General features: G+C 39.3%; 11 protein-coding genes and 3 pseudogenes. 5 read left to right on the top strand and 9 right to left on the bottom strand.

Annotation, left to right across the window (positions count from 1 at the left end):
- A pseudogene (locus tag CXF89_RS21415) lies at positions 1 to 130 on the top strand (hemolysin III); the annotation flags it as partial.
- Between the two features lie 133 nt (positions 131 to 263).
- On the opposite strand, the gene CXF89_RS12495 reads toward CXF89_RS21415, so the two are convergent.
- Positions 264 to 2,789 carry a metallophosphoesterase family protein gene (locus CXF89_RS12495; protein ID WP_121954780.1) on the bottom strand — a complete coding sequence of 842 codons (2,526 nt, stop codon included), beginning with the start codon at positions 2,787 to 2,789 and terminating at the stop codon, positions 264 to 266.
- A gap of 252 nt (positions 2,790 to 3,041) precedes the next feature.
- Here CXF89_RS12495 and CXF89_RS12490 point away from each other — a divergent pair.
- Positions 3,042 to 3,385, top strand: a pseudogene (locus CXF89_RS12490) (hemolysin III family protein); the annotation flags it as partial.
- 425 nt (positions 3,386 to 3,810) lie between these two features.
- Here the strand turns inward: CXF89_RS12490 and CXF89_RS12480 are convergent.
- The 4 genes and pseudogenes from CXF89_RS12480 to CXF89_RS12465 form a co-directional block, all read right to left on the bottom strand.
- Positions 3,811 to 3,972 (bottom strand): annotated as a pseudogene (locus CXF89_RS12480) (transposase); the annotation flags it as partial.
- Positions 3,957 to 5,450 carry a cell division protein ZapE gene (gene zapE, locus CXF89_RS12475; RefSeq protein WP_231621023.1) on the bottom strand — a complete coding sequence of 498 codons (1,494 nt, stop codon included), beginning with the start codon at positions 5,448 to 5,450 and terminating at the stop codon, positions 3,957 to 3,959. The gene zapE and the pseudogene CXF89_RS12480, both read right to left, overlap by 16 nt.
- Positions 5,451 to 6,307: 857 nt before the next feature.
- Entirely contained in the window at positions 6,308 to 6,613 is a 306-nt protein-coding gene (locus tag CXF89_RS12470; RefSeq protein WP_024598125.1) for an MGMT family protein, read from the bottom strand.
- Positions 6,603 to 7,505, bottom strand: coding sequence for a LysR family transcriptional regulator (locus CXF89_RS12465; RefSeq protein ID WP_101216968.1), 903 nt, complete (start codon positions 7,503 to 7,505; stop codon positions 6,603 to 6,605). Before CXF89_RS12465 ends, CXF89_RS12470 begins: the two co-directional genes overlap by 11 nt.
- A 122-nt stretch (positions 7,506 to 7,627) precedes the next feature.
- On the opposite strand from CXF89_RS12465, the gene CXF89_RS12460 reads away from it, so the two are divergent.
- Together CXF89_RS12460 and CXF89_RS12455 are read left to right on the top strand one after the other, a co-directional pair.
- Complete coding sequence (locus CXF89_RS12460; RefSeq protein WP_121954779.1) at positions 7,628 to 8,710, top strand: efflux RND transporter periplasmic adaptor subunit; 1,083 nt, start codon at positions 7,628 to 7,630, stop codon at positions 8,708 to 8,710.
- A gap of 2 nt (positions 8,711 to 8,712) precedes the next feature.
- Positions 8,713 to 11,781 (top strand): efflux RND transporter permease subunit, encoded by a 3,069-nt coding sequence (locus CXF89_RS12455; protein ID WP_121954778.1) that lies wholly within the window; start codon positions 8,713 to 8,715, stop codon positions 11,779 to 11,781.
- Between the two features lie 109 nt (positions 11,782 to 11,890).
- On the opposite strand, the gene CXF89_RS12450 is transcribed toward CXF89_RS12455, so the two are convergent.
- Positions 11,891 to 12,223: a PBPRA1643 family SWIM/SEC-C metal-binding motif protein gene (locus CXF89_RS12450; RefSeq protein ID WP_024592175.1), complete on the bottom strand. Its 333-nt coding sequence runs from the start codon at positions 12,221 to 12,223 to the stop codon at positions 11,891 to 11,893.
- 708 nt (positions 12,224 to 12,931) lie between these two features.
- Here CXF89_RS12450 and CXF89_RS12435 point away from each other — a divergent pair.
- On the top strand, positions 12,932 to 13,516 hold the full coding sequence (locus tag CXF89_RS12435; protein WP_121954777.1) for a hypothetical protein: 585 nt from the start codon (positions 12,932 to 12,934) through the stop codon (positions 13,514 to 13,516).
- A 22-nt stretch (positions 13,517 to 13,538) separates the two neighbouring features.
- Here CXF89_RS12435 and rluF read toward each other — a convergent pair whose 3' ends face one another.
- From rluF to CXF89_RS12420, 3 genes are all read right to left on the bottom strand, one after another.
- Positions 13,539 to 14,576 (bottom strand): 23S rRNA pseudouridine(2604) synthase RluF, encoded by a 1,038-nt coding sequence (gene rluF / locus CXF89_RS12430; protein ID WP_033012488.1) that lies wholly within the window; start codon positions 14,574 to 14,576, stop codon positions 13,539 to 13,541.
- A gap of 86 nt (positions 14,577 to 14,662) precedes the next feature.
- On the bottom strand, positions 14,663 to 15,733 hold the full coding sequence (locus CXF89_RS12425; RefSeq protein ID WP_121954776.1) for a DUF418 domain-containing protein: 1,071 nt from the start codon (positions 15,731 to 15,733) through the stop codon (positions 14,663 to 14,665).
- Positions 15,734 to 15,763: 30 nt separating this feature from the next.
- A complete protein-coding gene (locus CXF89_RS12420) occupies positions 15,764 to 16,978 on the bottom strand; it encodes an EAL and HDOD domain-containing protein (RefSeq protein ID WP_121954775.1) in 1,215 nt (404 codons plus the stop codon).
- Positions 16,979 to 17,025 lie beyond the last annotated feature (47 nt).

Below are 17,025 nucleotides of genomic sequence, written 5' to 3'. Positions count from 1 at the left end.
CATTTTTTATAGTTTAGGTACATTATTTTACAGCGCTAAAAGCACCCAATTTAGCCACGCTATTTGGCACTTATTTGTTATTGCTGGGTGTGTTTGCCATTATATTTCAATTAGCAATTACGTTTATTGATAACGACTTAAAGTGCACAACAAGCAGCACATCGAAATATTTAGAGGATCACATATGTAAAATCGATATAAAGTCAGGCTCTATATCGATTTAAAATACACTAAATTATATAAATTCAAAAATAATGAGGTCTTTACCCAGCATTATCAACTTTTAAAACCAAAGCAAATCGACCGTCTTTATGTGTAAAACCCCAAACAGAGTTATTGTTATAGTTATAACCCCACAAATAAGTCCCACAACTGCTGCTTACATCACTTGGGGCACTACCAGCACCCGATTGAAACATAACGCTAAAGTCATCCGAGTAAGAGGTAGCAGTAAAGCAGTTTTCATCTAAAAACGCGTCCCAAACACCCGTTTCTTCATTGTATCGACCAATAGTTAAAGTAGATAAATCAACGCCTTCGGGAGCTGTTATTGCAATCGCCATTGCATCAGCGTCATCTTCAGCGGTGATCACACCATCTCGAATAACATTTGTTGGATTATCGGTTTCCACTGCATCTTTATCAAAAAACAACTCTGAAGGAGAGCTGGTTTGCACAAATCCGTTTGTGTTTTTATATGAGCCATCTTGGTTTAAATTACCATTAATGTACAAAATATCAGATACAGTTGTAGCATCCTCGTCAGTAAACCAGCTTAATGACAACAATTCATTCATTGCTTGCTCTTCTCGAGGAATACTATAAGCATCAGCAAAGATTGTATATTCACCTTTACCTGTCCCTAAATCATCTTGATAGTTTGTATCAACGCCCACCTGCTTTTTATCTTGGGTATCGGTAGTTAACATTTCAACACTGTTATACGTTAAATTAAAACCATCTAAAATAGCCGCTTGCGTACCAATATAACCGGCTTCATCAGGTGTTTTTGTTGTTGCCCAATAAGATTCGTAAGGAGAAACAACACGCTGTAGCGCATCGCTCGTATAGCTTGCACTATCACCTACACTCCATTCAATAGGGATAATTTCTTCAATGGTTTTGCCTGCTGAATCAACATCATATTGCACCCAAGCATTTTGAGGTTCATCCCAATATGTACCCATGTTCATATCTGCTTCTGAGAAATTAACCGGTGCATAATAGTTTTTAAACGTAATTTGACGACCATTAACTTCAACAATCACGAATGATATTTTGTTTGATTTTTCATACTTAGTTAAATCTTTAGTGTACTGACTATTTGTTCCTTCGTAGTCACCTACTTGAGCAAAATTATCCTGCGCTAAACCCGTTTCATATTTATCATGAATACCATAACGATTGTTGTACGCTTTCCAAGATGCATTACCAGCAACAATTTGCGTAAAGCCAACAGATGGATTCGAATTATCTGGATGAATTAAGCTACGAGAGTATTGATGATCGTGGCCAGCAATATAGTTAACTTTATATTCACTCAATAAATTAAGGACGTTATCCATTAAGCCAGGTGAAGACTCATCTTGCAGCTGTAAATAACCTAATTGACCAGTATCAAGCCCTAATATGCCTGGCTCAGTTTCATCCTCATCTCCACTTGTTCCATCGCTTTTTAACGAACTAATATAGTCAAAATATTCATCATAATTATAAACAGACGGACGCTTTTTGGTTGATAAAGCTTCATGACCAAACATAACGATATGATCAACCGTAGTCCCTTTTGTTTCTAAAACATTTTTTAACCAATCATAAATAAGAAGCCAAGTACCTTCATAGTTAACAGACACTAAATCACTGGCATAAAAGTCTATAGCAATAAATAGGGTATTGTTTTGAACGGTATAGTACATAAGATCTTCAATACCTTCGTAGCCGACTATTTCGCCGCTTTCTAACCCTTTTCTCAATAGTTTTCCTGGGTATTGTTGATACAAATTGTACCCTTGATCGAATTCTTGTGAATCTGCATCGGTATATGCATCAATACCATTATCCATATTATTAACAGAGCGATTATCGGTAGTATCCACAGAAGTAGTAAACCAACTTAGCCAATCATAACCGTCTACAATTTCGTGATTACCACGCACAGGTAAAACAGTCATTCCGGCTTCAGTTAAAGGCGTGCCAACCTTATTCATCCATTCAACATATTCATTTTCTGTGCGTACATCGGTCATATCACCTACGGCGAGTACAACTGAAACCCCCTCTTCTTTTATCTTAGAAACAATAGGGTCCACTAATAAAGCAGGAAGGTGTTTAAAATCATAAGGCGTATCTGAACGTTCACTACTTGCGATTTCGACCGGCAAGCCGCCAGCAACAAGCGGATCTCCATTTTCATCAACAAAAATAGCGTTATAAGGGTCAGATACGTCAATCTTCCAACCTTCACCATCAAAAATGTCATCATTATTAACGTCATAACCAATATCGACAGATAACGTTATACCATCGTAGGTATGTGTAATTGTTTGTTTATAATCATCATCATCTCGACCTTGAGTATCGGGTATAACCGCAAAGCGCCAAACATTATCACTATTATTTTCTGCAAGTTTATTAGCTCCTTGCGTCACCGTAGTACTTACAGTAGTACTTACCGTACTTTCATTTTCAACTTGATCAGAATTTTCTGTTGAATCTAAATTATCAAAACCACATGCAAAAAGAGCATTGGAAATAACAACTATTAAAGCGGTTTTGCTTAAAGCCTTCATTAGGGTATTTACCTATTATTTAATTATAATTTTATGGCAACTTAGCTTCACAGCTGCCAAATAGAAATAAAGTAAATAAGGTACAGGGGAAGTATTACAATTTTATGGAAATTAACGTGATATAAACCTGAAGTGAAAACTTATTAATTTGGGGACAATGAGTAATACGCAAACAAATTAAATATCAATTAAGCAAGACAGCCACACCAAAATTTATGATGAGTGTCATTGTTAATTTGCCGGCACCTACCCCCCTTGTTATTAATATCATTAGCTGGTGCTTGGTCATGGATTTATTTGGACTGTGGCACTGGCAGGCGTGGCGTACAAAGTATTTGTAAAAAACGGTAATAAAAAAATATCACTCGCCACCTACTTGCTCATGGGTTGGTTTGCACTGGCTATAGTGTATCCACTTTATTCTAGTGTTGATGTAAAAGCACTTTACTGGCTACTTGCCGGCGGTATTTTTTATAGTTTAGGCACTTTTTTTTTACAGCGCTAAAAGCACCCAATTTAGCCACGCAATTTGGCACTTATTCGTTATTGCTGGGTGTGTTTGCCATTATATTTCAATTAGTAATTATGTTTATTAGGCTGGTTAAGTCAATTAGAATGGTCTGGTTTGAGCGAAAAGCAGACAAACAAGTTAATCATCTTAAGGACGGCAATTCCGACAAAGCAGACATACGAACGAAGAATTATATTACTGTATTTTGCTGCTAAAACCCTTCAACATCAACTTCCTCTATCCGTCGGCCACGTGCGCAGGCTGTGTAAAAACTATTTTCAGCCCATTATTTGAACAAAAATAGATGTAAATATGTGTCTTACATTAAAATCTGACCAAGTTTCATAACTAAGGAAACTTACATTTTACGTAGCATTGCGTTATTAATTGGGTTGTTGAAGTTTTTACACAACCTGAGCCAATTGCAGACGTTCGTGGTCATAGCGATTCAGGAGCAATAAGCCTAAGTTTTAGCAAATTAGGATGATGTCTCTGCAACTGATGTAAGGCACTTTTTAGTTGGTAGAGCACCTTACCGTAAGTCGTTATTGCCAACCTTTTTTCCGATATCCCAGAGCGGGTAATATAACGGCACAGCCTGACGCAAGTCCTTGCTCTGCCATAGGTGCATTGGTTTGCGAGATAAAGACCTTTCGTCATTGCCGTCCCCATTCCTTTCCACCCATTTCTACCAACCGAGACGCGGCTCGTCGAAAGGAAAAGGCGAGATCATTGGCGGCCGATAATTGTGCCAGTGACACGCCACTTCGACCCGTCGCCGACCACTCAAATTGTTCACCCTCTTTGGTGCGAATCATGGTCGTCGCAAAGGAACTCGAGTTTCCCCCCTTCTCACTGACAAACAACTCTTCATTTCCATCACTGCTTTCAACTTGCGCTTCAAACTCGACAAATAATTCATCGAGCGGAACTTTTGCCGCTAGCACCAAGCGGGTGCGAGATTCATAACACACGTCAATGAGGGTCACGAATCGTCGCGCTTCGTCGAGGTGATTGGCGTCTAATTGCGGCACCCGGTCCATGATGAGGACCTGAAATCGGTCGCAGAGGAAAATATAATCGGCCGCGCCGAGTGGTTGGTAGCATAACTCGGAAAAGTCAAACCAGGCGCACCGGTCATTCAATCGGGCGACCTGGACGGTGCGACCGAAGGGTATGTGAATGGCCTCGGCCTCAGTTCCGGATGCAGTGCCACCAAATATTTCTTCCAACTGCGCCTGCATGTTGTTGTTACTATTATTATCGCCATGAACATCCTTGTTTGACCAAAAATAGGATTGACCATCAGCTCGAGTTTCGAGTCGATAATCCTTGGTGGAACCCTCCATGGAAATAATGTCGAACGTGTGTTTTAACATGTCTATGAATGGCAAAAAAAGGGATCGGTTAATGCCTCCCTTATACAAGGCATCGGGGGAGCGATTCGAGGTGGCCACTACCACGACATTCCAATCCAATAATAATAGAAATAGTCTTTTCAAAATCATGGCATCGGCAACGTCTGTCACTTGAAATTCATCGAAACAGAGGAGTTGGGCTTCTTGTGCCAATTGTTGCGCAATGATGGGAATCGCATCACCTCTGGGGTGCTTCTGTTTGTAAACAAAGATTCGATGATGGACGTCTAGCATGAATTCATGAAAGTGGACGCGGCGTTTGGTAATCTTTGCGTGTTTGTGGCTGTCATTATTACAGCAAGAATCATCATCAGGAACAATAACCGACGCGTAAAAGAGATCCATTAGAAAGCTCTTGCCGACCCCGACCGGTCCATGAATGTACATGCCTCGCGGTGGTGGACCAAAAGTCCACAAATGGAACTTCTTTCGAAGAAAGGACTGGGCGGATGCCAGGGATCGCGCCAGCAACAGTGGACTGCTGCTTGTATAGCTGCTCTCTGTCGAATCGTCGGTGCGCACGGGTACTGGTGGGAGCGAGGCAAGAGACTCGTGCAGGGCATCGAATTTTGCCGCCAGAGCGACTTGCGCGTCATCTCGTCGCACCTCCCCCGCGTCCACCTTGAGTTCATAAGCCGCTGTCACGGGGCCTGTCGAGAAGCACGGCCGAGCGACGCGATGTTGTGCTATTTTCGTCTTCATCATCGTCTTCATCATCATCGTCTTCATCATGGAGCTGATGAGTTTATCAACATGATGGTATGGTACACTAGATTTCTGTATGGGTATCAAATGGATTTGTATTAGAGACTCAAGTTTCGGAGTTCAACTTGAAGCCCAATGCAGCATAACTAACTGAATAATATAAATAAAATTAGCCTTATTATGGTAAAATTTTTGTTATCTAGATAAAACACGAAACCACTCAAGGGCTATAAAATGAACCCAGACACAACCCCCTCTATTTTTAACGACAGATTTGCTCACACGCGCCGATATTTAAGTCGACAACCTGTTTAGTACAATGTGGTAACGCCTAGGCTTCAGAGTATAGGTAAAATAAAACGTCATTTTTCCTAAAATTAAAATACATGATGCCTCATGTTTTCCATATTGACATCTATTTTATATTCTTAAGGGAGTGAAAGTCGGCTATTTTTCGTATATTAATCAAATATTTCCACGTAATTAAGAATTCAAGACAAGCGGCTCCTAAAGTTGTGCAAACCAGTTTTGAATATTACTTTTATTTAAACAGGCTTATCTGAGGCCAAGTTTGATTAATCGTATGATGATTCTTCGCTCAATATAGTCTGATAGTTCGAATTTTCTAGCGTCAGCTTTAGGTCGATTTAAGCCTTTTCTAGACTAGAACCTGATGTCGGCTTTTGGCACTCTCCAGCTACTCGACAACATAAAATATTGATAATAATTGATAAGGTATTTTACCGTGTCGGATGGCATGGCTTCGCCACTTATCCGACCTACGTCAAAATGTAGGTTGGTTAAGCCGAAGGCGCCACTCAACAGAGTATCGATTCACGCCTTGAAGGCCAGCAAGTGGCACTTACCTGCCAATAATAGTCACATCACTCCCACCGACACTCGCGCATATTCACTTTGTCGTTTTTAAACAGTACACCTTCTGATAAAAGCTTTTCGCGCTGTTCTTGGTATTTTTCGCTACCTGCAGGAAACGATATTTTACCTTGGCCATTCACTACCCTGTGCCAAGGTATAACTGAGTCGTTTGGCATCACTTTTAATAAGCGCCCGACCAACCGTGAGTTTTGCGGATAACCAGCAAGAGCTGCAACTTGCCCGTAACTTGCTACTTTGCCTACTGGTATGCCTGCGATAACAGTATAAATAAGTGTTTCTTTATCAATATCCATTGTTGTTAGAATATTCCTTACTTAATTGTTTAAATTGCTCCCAAATAGTACGCGCTACAGGGCCATGGTGCACTGCATGCTGCCTAAAGGCTCTAATTTGCGCACTAAATTTATGCTCTCGATCAGTAATATGTATTTCTTGAAGTAAGCCTGCTTTTATTTCAGGGTCGCAGTGCTCTAGGCTCATCATTGCCCAACCCGCGCCTGAGAGTAAAAACGATTTTAGGGTCGATACATCATCAATTTTCATCATGGCGGAGCCTTTTGAGTACGATAGCCTGTCGCTGTCGATACTCAAGTCACTTTCAAACATGGCTAAACACGGATACGTTTGCAGTTCGCTATAGGTGAGTTTTTGAGGAAGTACGCCTTTAGCGCTCACAATGCCAATATCGAGCCTGCCTATGGGCACACTTTCTAAATCGCCTGTCGCATGAAATAAATCAAACCACGGGCCAATACCTAATTCGGCTTGCCCACTGTTTACTTGCTCTAACGAAATAAAGCGCTTCCCGCTTGTTAAGCTAAACTCTGTGCTGGTAAACAACCTAAAAGTATTACTTATGATCTCGTTGTAACTCTGCATATGACAAAGTTGCTCGTAACAAACTCTAAATTGGGGTTCATTACCTAATGCCAATTCTTTAGCGAGCTGTGCTAGCTCGTCGTTGGCATGCAGTAGTTGCTGCGCTTCGCGGTGAAAAACACGCCCTTTTTCAGTAAGCTGTAATCGGTACTTACTTCTGTCTAGTAACTCAAATCCTATTTTGGCTTCTAAGTTTTTGATGGCGAGTGTAAGCGCGGGCTGCGTTTTATGTAGCTTTAGTGCTGCTCCGCTTAAGCTTGCGCTTTGCACTATGGCATCTAAAATTATTAATTGATTCAGCTTCATATACCGCTCTGCAACATCATAAGTAAAAATTATTGAGTTTCTAAAATTTAATGATTTTTATTTTATATGTTTGCAGCGTATGCTGCACTTAATTATTTTGCCATCATTGCAACGGAGAAGACATGAAACTCTTTCGTCTATGTTTATTAACAACGACCTTACTTAGCTTAATAGCCTGTACTGAGCCAGAACAACAAGTTAAAGAAGAGCCTATTCGCCCTGTTAAATTATTCAACATAGGTCATGATACGCAAATTAACATTCGTAGTTTTCCTGCTGAAGTTGTTGCAAACCAAGGCTCGTACCTTGCTTTTAGGGTAAACGGCGAACTTGTTAAGTTTCCTGTGCTTGCTGGTGAACACGTTGAAAAAGGTGATTTATTAGCAAAACTGGACCCAGAAGATTTTCTTCTGCAGTTTGACGAGCGTAAAGCACGCTTTGAATTGGCAAAGTCACAACTTAGCCGTATTGAGCAATTGTTTGAGAAAAAAATCACCAGCCAATCAGAATTAGATCAAGCCACTGCTAATATGCAAATTGCTGAATCTGCATTTAGAATTGCACAAACGAACCTTGAGTACAGTGAACTACGCGCACCATTTTCAGGTACGGTCGCTAAGGTGTTTGTTAAAAACTTTGAAAATATTCAAGCAAAGCAAAATATATTACGCTTAGAAACACGCGATTTAATGGATGTAGAAATCCAGGTTCCTGAAAAAATAATCGCTCGCCTTAAAAAAGGCACCGATTACCACCCTACTGTAAAGTTTGATGGCTTTGACGACAAAGAATACATACTTGATATTAAAGAATGGGATACCCAAGCAGACCCTGCAACACTTACTTATAAGGTTGTATTTTCGCTACCAGTACCTGAGGACTTTAATTTACTAGCCGGTATGACGGGTAGCGTGCTTATTGATTTAAGTAAAGTAACGCGCTCGCAAGTTGCTTATACAATATTACCTATCGAGTCGGTGTTTTCTGAGCCGCAAGAATCAATTGAAGATAACGCCTACGTATGGCTTTTTGATTCAAAAACTAGCCAAGTGCACAAACAAGCTGTAAAGGTTGGCCAGTTGCACCGCGATGGTATTGAAGTATTAAGCGGTATTGAAGAAGGCCAAATTGTGGTTTCTGCCGGTGTGCATTCACTAAAAGAAGGCATGAAAGTAAGAGCATGGAATAAAGAGCGAGGCTTATAATTATGAGCTTTGCACAACTCTCCATAGAGAAAAAAGTAATCAGTTGGATGTTTACGCTGCTGCTATTAATTGGCGGTAGTGTGTCGTACTTTGATTTAGGGCAACTAGAAGACCCTGAGTTTACGCTTAAAAAAGCCATGGTTATTACCATGTACCCTGGCGCTTCGCCGCAGCAAGTTGAAGAAGAAGTTACTTTTCCGATTGAAAACGCGATTCAGCAATTACCTTATGTTGATTACGTTACGTCTATTTCATCTAACGGGAAATCACAAATTACTGTTGAAATGAAAAGCACTTATCGTAAGGAACAACTCCGCCAAATTTGGGATGAAATGCGTCGAAAAATTAACGACCTTTCTCCGTCATTACCCAGTGGTGTTTACCCAAGCACTATTTTGGACGACTTTGCCGACGTTTACGGTGTTATGTATTCGGTAACCGGTGATGGTTATTCGTATGATGAACTTAAAGATTACGTCGATTTTTTAAAACGTGAACTGGTATTGGTTAAAGGCGTAAGTAAAGTAACAATAGCGGGTGAACAACAAGCGCAAGTAATGGTTGAAGTTTCTACGCGTAAACTTGCTCAATTAGGTATTGCGCCAAGCCATATATTCCAGTTATTGCAATCGCAAAACACGGTATCTAACGCGGGTAAAATTCGCGTGGGCGATGAATCAATTCGCCTGCACCCTACTGGCGAATTTAAAGATGTAAAAGAGCTCGAAACCTTATTAATTTCAAAATCAGGTGCCAATGAGCTTATTTATTTAGGCGATGTAGCAAAGGTTTACAGAGAATACGCAGAAGTACCAAATAACATTATTCGTTATAACTCTCAGCAAGCTTTACTTATTGGCGTGTCGTTTATGTCGGGTGTTAACGTGGTTGATGTGGGTAAAAACATAGACGAGCATTTAGCATCGCTTGAATATCAACGCCCTCATGGTATTCATATAAATTCTGTATACAACCAACCACAAGAGGTTCAAAAATCGGTTGATGGTTTTATTATCAGCTTACTTGAAGCCATTGCGATTGTTATTGTAGTCCTGCTGTTATTTATGGGTTTAAAAAGCGGTATTTTAATTGGTGGTATTTTACTGCTTACCGTACTGGGTACGTTTATATTTATGAAGTTGTTTGCTATCGACTTGCAACGAATATCGCTTGGGGCACTTATTATTGCGCTTGGTATGCTGGTTGATAACGCAATAGTCGTCACCGAAGGCATACTTATAAACCTTAAACGTGGTCAAACAAAACTCAAAGCGGCTGTTAATATTGTTGAGCAAACAAAATGGCCTTTACTAGGTGCAACAGTAATTGCAGTCACTGCCTTTGCGCCAATTGGTTTAAGCTCTGATGCCAGTGGTGAATTTGCCGGTAGCTTGTTTTGGGTGTTGTTTATTTCGCTTTTATTAAGCTGGATAACAGCCATTACGCTAACGCCATTTTTTGCCAATTTAATGTTTAAAGAAAACGAATTTAAAAACGAAGAAGGCCAAGAAGATGAAGACCCGTACAAAGGCTTTATTTTTAATGGTTACAAAGCGATTTTAGATTTAGCGCTGCACTTTAGAAAAACCACGCTTATATTAATGGTTGTTTTACTGTGTACAGCGGTTGTTGGTTTTGGCTCTGTAAAACAGTCGTTTTTTCCTGCCTCTAATACGCCTATGTTTTATGTAGATTACTGGCAAGAGCAAGGTTCTGATATTCGCTCAACCCTTGAGGGCGTTAAAAAACTTGAACAGTTTTTATTAAAAGAAAAGCTTGTTGAAGAAGTAACAAGTACAACAGGCCAAGGTGCACCGCGCTTTATGCTTACCTACGCGCCAGAAAAATCATACCCAGCGTACGGGCAATTAATTATTCGTGTTTCCAACAGAGAAGCTGTAGCAACTGTAATGCAAACAGTGCGTGATTACTCAAACAATTATGCACTCTCTGCACAGCTTAAAATTAAACCGATGGAAATTGGCCCCTCTACTGATGCAAAAATAGAAGCTCGTTTTTCGGGTCCTGACCCCGTGGTATTAAGGCAGTTATCCGCTAAAGCCAAAGAGATATTAGGCAAGGACGACGGTGCATTCAATATTCGAGATGACTGGCGCGCACGTACCAAAATGATTCGCCCGCAATTTAACGAGCAAAAAGCACGTCGATTAGGTATTAGTAAATCAGATTTAGACAATGTATTACTAACGAGCTTATCGGGTAAACAAGTGGGCGTATATCGTGATGGCACGCAGTTGCTCCCCATTATTGCCCGTTCTCCCGCTAACGAGCGCTTAAACGTAGAAAGCGTACACGACCTTCAAATATACAGCCCTGTATTGGGTGTATTTGTACCAGTGACTCAGGTTGTAGACGAATTTGATGTGCAGTGGGAAGACAGCCTAATAATGCGTCGCGATCGCAAACGTACTATTACAGTAATGGCCGATAATAATGTATTAGGGGATGAAACACCTGCAAAACTATTTGCCCGTATTCGCGGTCCGATAGAGAACATGGAACTACCGCGTGGTTACCAACTAGAATGGGGCGGCGAATTTGAGTCATCAAGCAAAGCTCAAAAAGCAATATTTGGCTCATTACCACTGGGCTATTTAGCTATGTTTGCAGTAACCGTACTACTTTTTAACTCACTTAAACAGCCACTTGTTATTTGGGCAACTGTGCCTTTGGCTATTATTGGTGTAAGCGCGGGCTTGTTAGCAATGAATGCTCCGTTTAGCTTTATGGGGCTACTTGGTTTGTTAAGCTTAAGCGGTATGCTAATTAAAAACGGTATTGTATTAGTTGATCAAATAAATCTTGAATTAAGGGAAGGTAAATCGCCCTATGAGGCCGTGTTTGACTCTGGTGTGAGCCGTGTACGACCGGTTGCAATGGCAGCTATAACTACTATTTTGGGTATGATCCCGCTGCTATTTGACGTGTTCTTCCAGTCAATGGCGGTAACAATTATGTTTGGTTTAGGCTTTGCTACAATTTTGACTCTAATTGTAGTGCCAGTACTGTACACCGTGATATTTAGAATTGATTACGAGCCACGTAAGTAGTTAACATATAATCGGTTAACATTAAAAAATGCCACAGGTTCAAAATCCTGTGGCATTTTTATTTAATACCGATGAAAAAAGAAAGGCTACATATTTAGTTGTTAAGAAACTAACCGCAACACTTTTTATATTTTTTGCCACTACCACATACACAAGGTGCGTTACGCTCTGGTACTTTATCAAATACTTGTGGCGTTGATTTACTAAGCGCAAAGTCTAGTTCACGAATATCTTCTGGTACTTCTGCTTTAACTTCAATTGAAGCAAACAGCGAATGCTCTTCTAATATGGCTTCTATTTCTGATTGTCGTTCAGCTGAGTTTACAATTAGCGTTAACGGATGTAACTCTGTGCCGACCTTTGCGGTACGATTCGGCGCAAATCCATTACTGTTATTTTTACCCATTATGTCGGGCTTACCCATAAAGAAAAATTTTGACATGTTACTTCTATAACCTTTCTACATTATTAAGACGGCGCATCTTAACAGCTTACCCAACATATAACTAAGGTGTACTTGCTAATGCACAATATAAATCAAGCTTTCGTGTATATACGCCTAATATAGCGACATAATGAGGCCATTTAATGGATTTAGGCAAAATTTGAATTCGATATATAGTAAAATTATACTAGCTAGACTCAGTGGCGTTTTAATATCTAACTCAATATTATGGAAAAGCCTTGGAAAACTTTAAAATTGCAGTACTAATAGCGGGCAGCCTTTTTATACTTTTTGGTTATTTACGCTTTATAACTGACGATAATGGTAACGTGAACTTAAACAACTACCGATTTATAGGTGGTTTACTGCTGATTATACCAACCCGCAATAATACTTAATCATTTTGCGGGGCTAAACGTGTCGCTACCTGTGTTAAAAAATTCTCATTTAGAACAACTAAATAGCGAATTTTTTGCCTAGCTATCAACACGTTTTTCCATCCTCAAAATAGATTACTTAATTAAGCGAATTGGTATTATTTCCGGTATGATTGATGGTACACGCGATATAGTTAAGCGCCTGCGCTCTAAAAACGCATTATCGGCGATTGCAATTTATTTAGGTATACTCTTATTTTACATTGGTTTTAGCATTTAAGAGCTAATTTGGGCTTTATACAAGCAGCATTTTATAAGTGAATACCCTGTGACCTTTAAACAACTATTCAACAGCGCCTTATTACTTTTAGTAACAGCACCTCCGCTGGTTTTACTTGCATGGGATGAACAAGCCGATCCCGCATTTATTCCCAACGGTATATATAACACCTTAACATTTACGTTATTTCCAATAATGACGATCGTGTTATCGGTTGCTTTATTTAGGCACCTATATAAAAAATACAATAATAACTTTGAATTTAAACATACGGTTAAGGATTATATTGTTGAACACGGGAAGTTCCGCTCAGTATTTATACCAATTGGTTTACCTATTTTAATTTACTTATGGTTGTGGACGTCAGTATGTATTTCAGTAAAGTTACTGGCTAATAAATACGGCAATAATATATGGCAGCAAGAATATCAGTTACTCGAAGTAGGTACTTGCCCAACTGATTATGAATACAGTTGCTCAAAACTGACTGTACTGGATTTAAAAAGCTACAAAAAGCACACTTTTAGATGGTATTTAGATAAAGGTAGATTGGTGGGTTTGCAAAATAACAACATAAACTTAGTGGGCGTTAAAAGCCCACTTGGTAATATAGTACAAGAAATACAGTGGTAGTAGAATACCACTTAGCTGCACATTATTTTTTTAGACTGAGAATACGGTCCGAGCTTGGTTTTGAGTCTGATTTAGCATTAGACGACTTGTTCTCTTTAATGCTTTTTGGCTTACCCACATACGTTGTAGAACGCTTTTGGTAAGGAGTATTACTGCGCTCATTTTTGCGCTCTGTGTTAGCATTGCTGCGCTCAGAGTTACGATTTGTATTTCGCTCAGTACTACGCTCATTATTTCGATCACCATTATTAAAGCGTCGTGGGTTTTCGCCCTGAAAATCGCGTTTTTTAGGTGCTAAAGGTGCATTATTTTCTGATTGCTTATTAGTATCAAGCGAGTGCTCTTGGGTTTTACCAGAATCAGAAATTGAATCGTTTATTTGCGCCATTTCAATATCTGATAGATGACGCCACTGTCCTACTTTTAAACCTTTAAGTGTTACGTTCATTATGCGCGTACGTTTTAAGGTTACCACTTCGTAGCCTAAGTATTCACACATGCGGCGTATTTGACGGTTTAAACCTTGAGTAAGTACTATTTTAAATTCTTTGGGACCACTTTGCGTTACTTTACATTCTTTAGTAACGGTATCTAAAATAGGTACACCATTCGCCATTTTTGTAACAAACTGACGATTAAGCGGTTTATCTACCGTAACAACGTATTCTTTTTCATGATTATTGCCCGCACGTAAAATTTTATTAACGATATCGCCTTCGTTAGTTAAAAATATAAGCCCTTCAGACGGTCTATCTAAGCGCCCTATTGGGAATATACGCGTAGGATAATTTACCGCGCGAATAATATTACTTTGAATTTTACTTTCGGTAGTGCACGTTATGCCAACGGGTTTATTGTAGGCAATGTAAACGCGCTTTGGCGTGGCTTTAAGAGGCTTACCATCAATTAATACAACATCGGTAGCGGCTACTTTTACGCCCATTTCTGGTGAGTAGCCATTAACGCTGACACGACCTTGCTCAATATATTTATCGGCTTCGCGGCGTGAACAAAATCCTGTTTCACTAATAAATTTATTTAAACGTTTTAATTCAGTCATGGCACTTATAGCGTAGTAATTTTTAAGGCGAGTAGTGTAAACCACCCACACTATTTTTTCGCCCCTAATTTACTATTTATAGGCATTTAAGCACTAATTTTTACTTTAGTTAATTTACGCCATACACATTCAAGCGGACCTTGATTAAAATAGCGGCTGTATAAAAAGGTAAATATGAGCTGCAGCGCAACTAATGCCGTTGCAACTAACCAATAGTCAATACGATCAAAACTGAGCACCCAGTGGGTAAATAGCACTTTATATAACAACAGTTGTATGAGTGTTTGGCTAATATATAAAGTAAATGCTAAGCGCCCTGCTTGTTGAATAAGCGTGCCGACGTGTGCGCTGTTATTGCAAAATTTAACAATTAAATGAATATATAGCGTAGCCATACCTAGGGCCGCAAACATATTTACAAATTCTTGCACTCCATATCCTAAGCTGCCATTAAGCTGTGATGCATAAAGCCTGATTCCACAAAAAACAAGGGTCATTGCACCGCAAATTATTAATTGCTGAGTCGTTAAGCCTTTTCTAAAAACGCCTTGTTTATATAAATAAATGCCAATGAGCATAAGACCCACGCACATCCACATTGTCATTATTGGCACCATAACAAGCATCAATGTGTTCATGGCGAGGTTACTAATAAAGTAATCAATATAGTGTTGGTTATATAAATCTATAAACTGTGCTGAATCGCGGTAAATCACTTCATCGGGTACGTTAGATACAATAAGCACTGTAGCTACACCCGATAACAAAATAAACTCAAGTCCTCTTTTTAAAAGAACAGCGCTATCACTCTCTAAATATTTAATAACAAACCAGCCAGATACACCGTAAACAAATAAAATATCACCTGCCCAAAGTAAAAAACCATGCGCTAAACCAAAGAGGATTAACCAATAAAGTCTGCTTTTTAACTGCAATTCAGACTTATAACGTTGCCACTGAATGTAAAGCCCGGCACCAAAAAGCAAACTAAACAGTGTTCTAAAACGCCCGTCTACAAACAAGCTGCTAAAGGTGTGAATAATTGAGTCGCTAACAGGAGGATTAGTTAAAGAGGTATACCCGTATTCAAAAAGGCCGAAGGCGTAAGCATTCATGTAAACTAGGCCAAGCACGGCAACGCCGCGAATAAAGTCCATATTATAATTGCGCATTAAAGCTATTATCCGTTAAATATTGTTCTTATAACTGTCAGCCCAATCGACCGACTGCTGGTAAAGTGGAGGTAGTATAGCACTGTCTATATTCAACAAAAGTACAGCTTGTTCAAGTGCCCACCAGCTTCCTGTTTCATATGCTTTAACAACGTTTAAAATATAATAAAGTGTGTTTTTATCCCCTAATAATGCCGTTTTTATTTCATCAGGAAAAGGTAGCTTTTCAACAAGCAAGCTCATGGGTTGATCGAGGATTGCATCCAGTAGTGAAAATAACCCTGTTAAAAATGCTTCGCCTGACTGACTTTTATTAACCTTCTTTGCCAAAAGCTCACAAAAACGAGCACGTACAACACACACTTGCATTAGCTCCGCAGGTTTTTTACCTGCGGTATGAGCAGTAACAATAAGGCTAACAAACTTTTTGAGGCGTTCATGCCCTAAATACACAAGCGCTTGCTTTAATGACGATATCTGGCTTTGTATAGGAAAAACACCACTGTTAATTAAACGCAACAATTTATATGCAAGTGCAGCATCAAGCTCAAATAGTCCAGATATAGTTTTTATATCTGGACTTGTTTTCATTATTTCGGCGTAAATAGCGACGACTAAACCATAGTTATAGTCAATGTCGTTTTGTTTTATCATGGTGGGTTTTGCAAAAAAATAGCCTTGAAAATAATCAAACCCCATATCAAAGGCTAGCTTATAGTCGTCTTGTGTTTCTATTTTTTCGGCAAGTATTTTTATTTGTTTATGTGCTTGTAACTTTTTAATTATTGGTTGTATTTCGCTAAGAGGTGTAATTGCAATATCAAATTTAATGAGCTTCACAAGCTTTAAAAAACGATCCCACTGTGGTTTATATACAAAGTCATCGAGTGCGAGTTTGTAGTTACTATGAAATAAACCTCGGCACAGTTCATAGTTATCGTCGGTGGGTTCTATGGTTTCGAGTAACTCAATCACAACGTCTTGGCATGGTAGGAAAGCACATAAATCGAGTTTTAATGATTCAGGTCCTATATTAATAAGTGCTTTTTTGCCTGATGTAATATGACGTGTACCTAAATTTAATTGATTTTCCATAATAAGCCTTGCTGTTGCTTGGCCTTCTGCGATATCTGGAAAATAATTTTTTGGACTATCACGAAAAAGTAGCTCATAGGCTACTACTTTTTTACTTCGATTGAATATTGCTTGCCTTGCAACAAATACAGACACATTACCTACTTCTTAGTTTTTATATAATACTAAGTAATTAAACCCTA

This window comes from Pseudoalteromonas sp. MelDa3, from assembly GCF_002863625.1.
Taxonomy (GTDB): Bacteria; Pseudomonadota; Gammaproteobacteria; order Enterobacterales; family Alteromonadaceae; genus Pseudoalteromonas; species Pseudoalteromonas arctica.
This window is presented reverse-complemented; position numbering and strand designations above follow the sequence as displayed.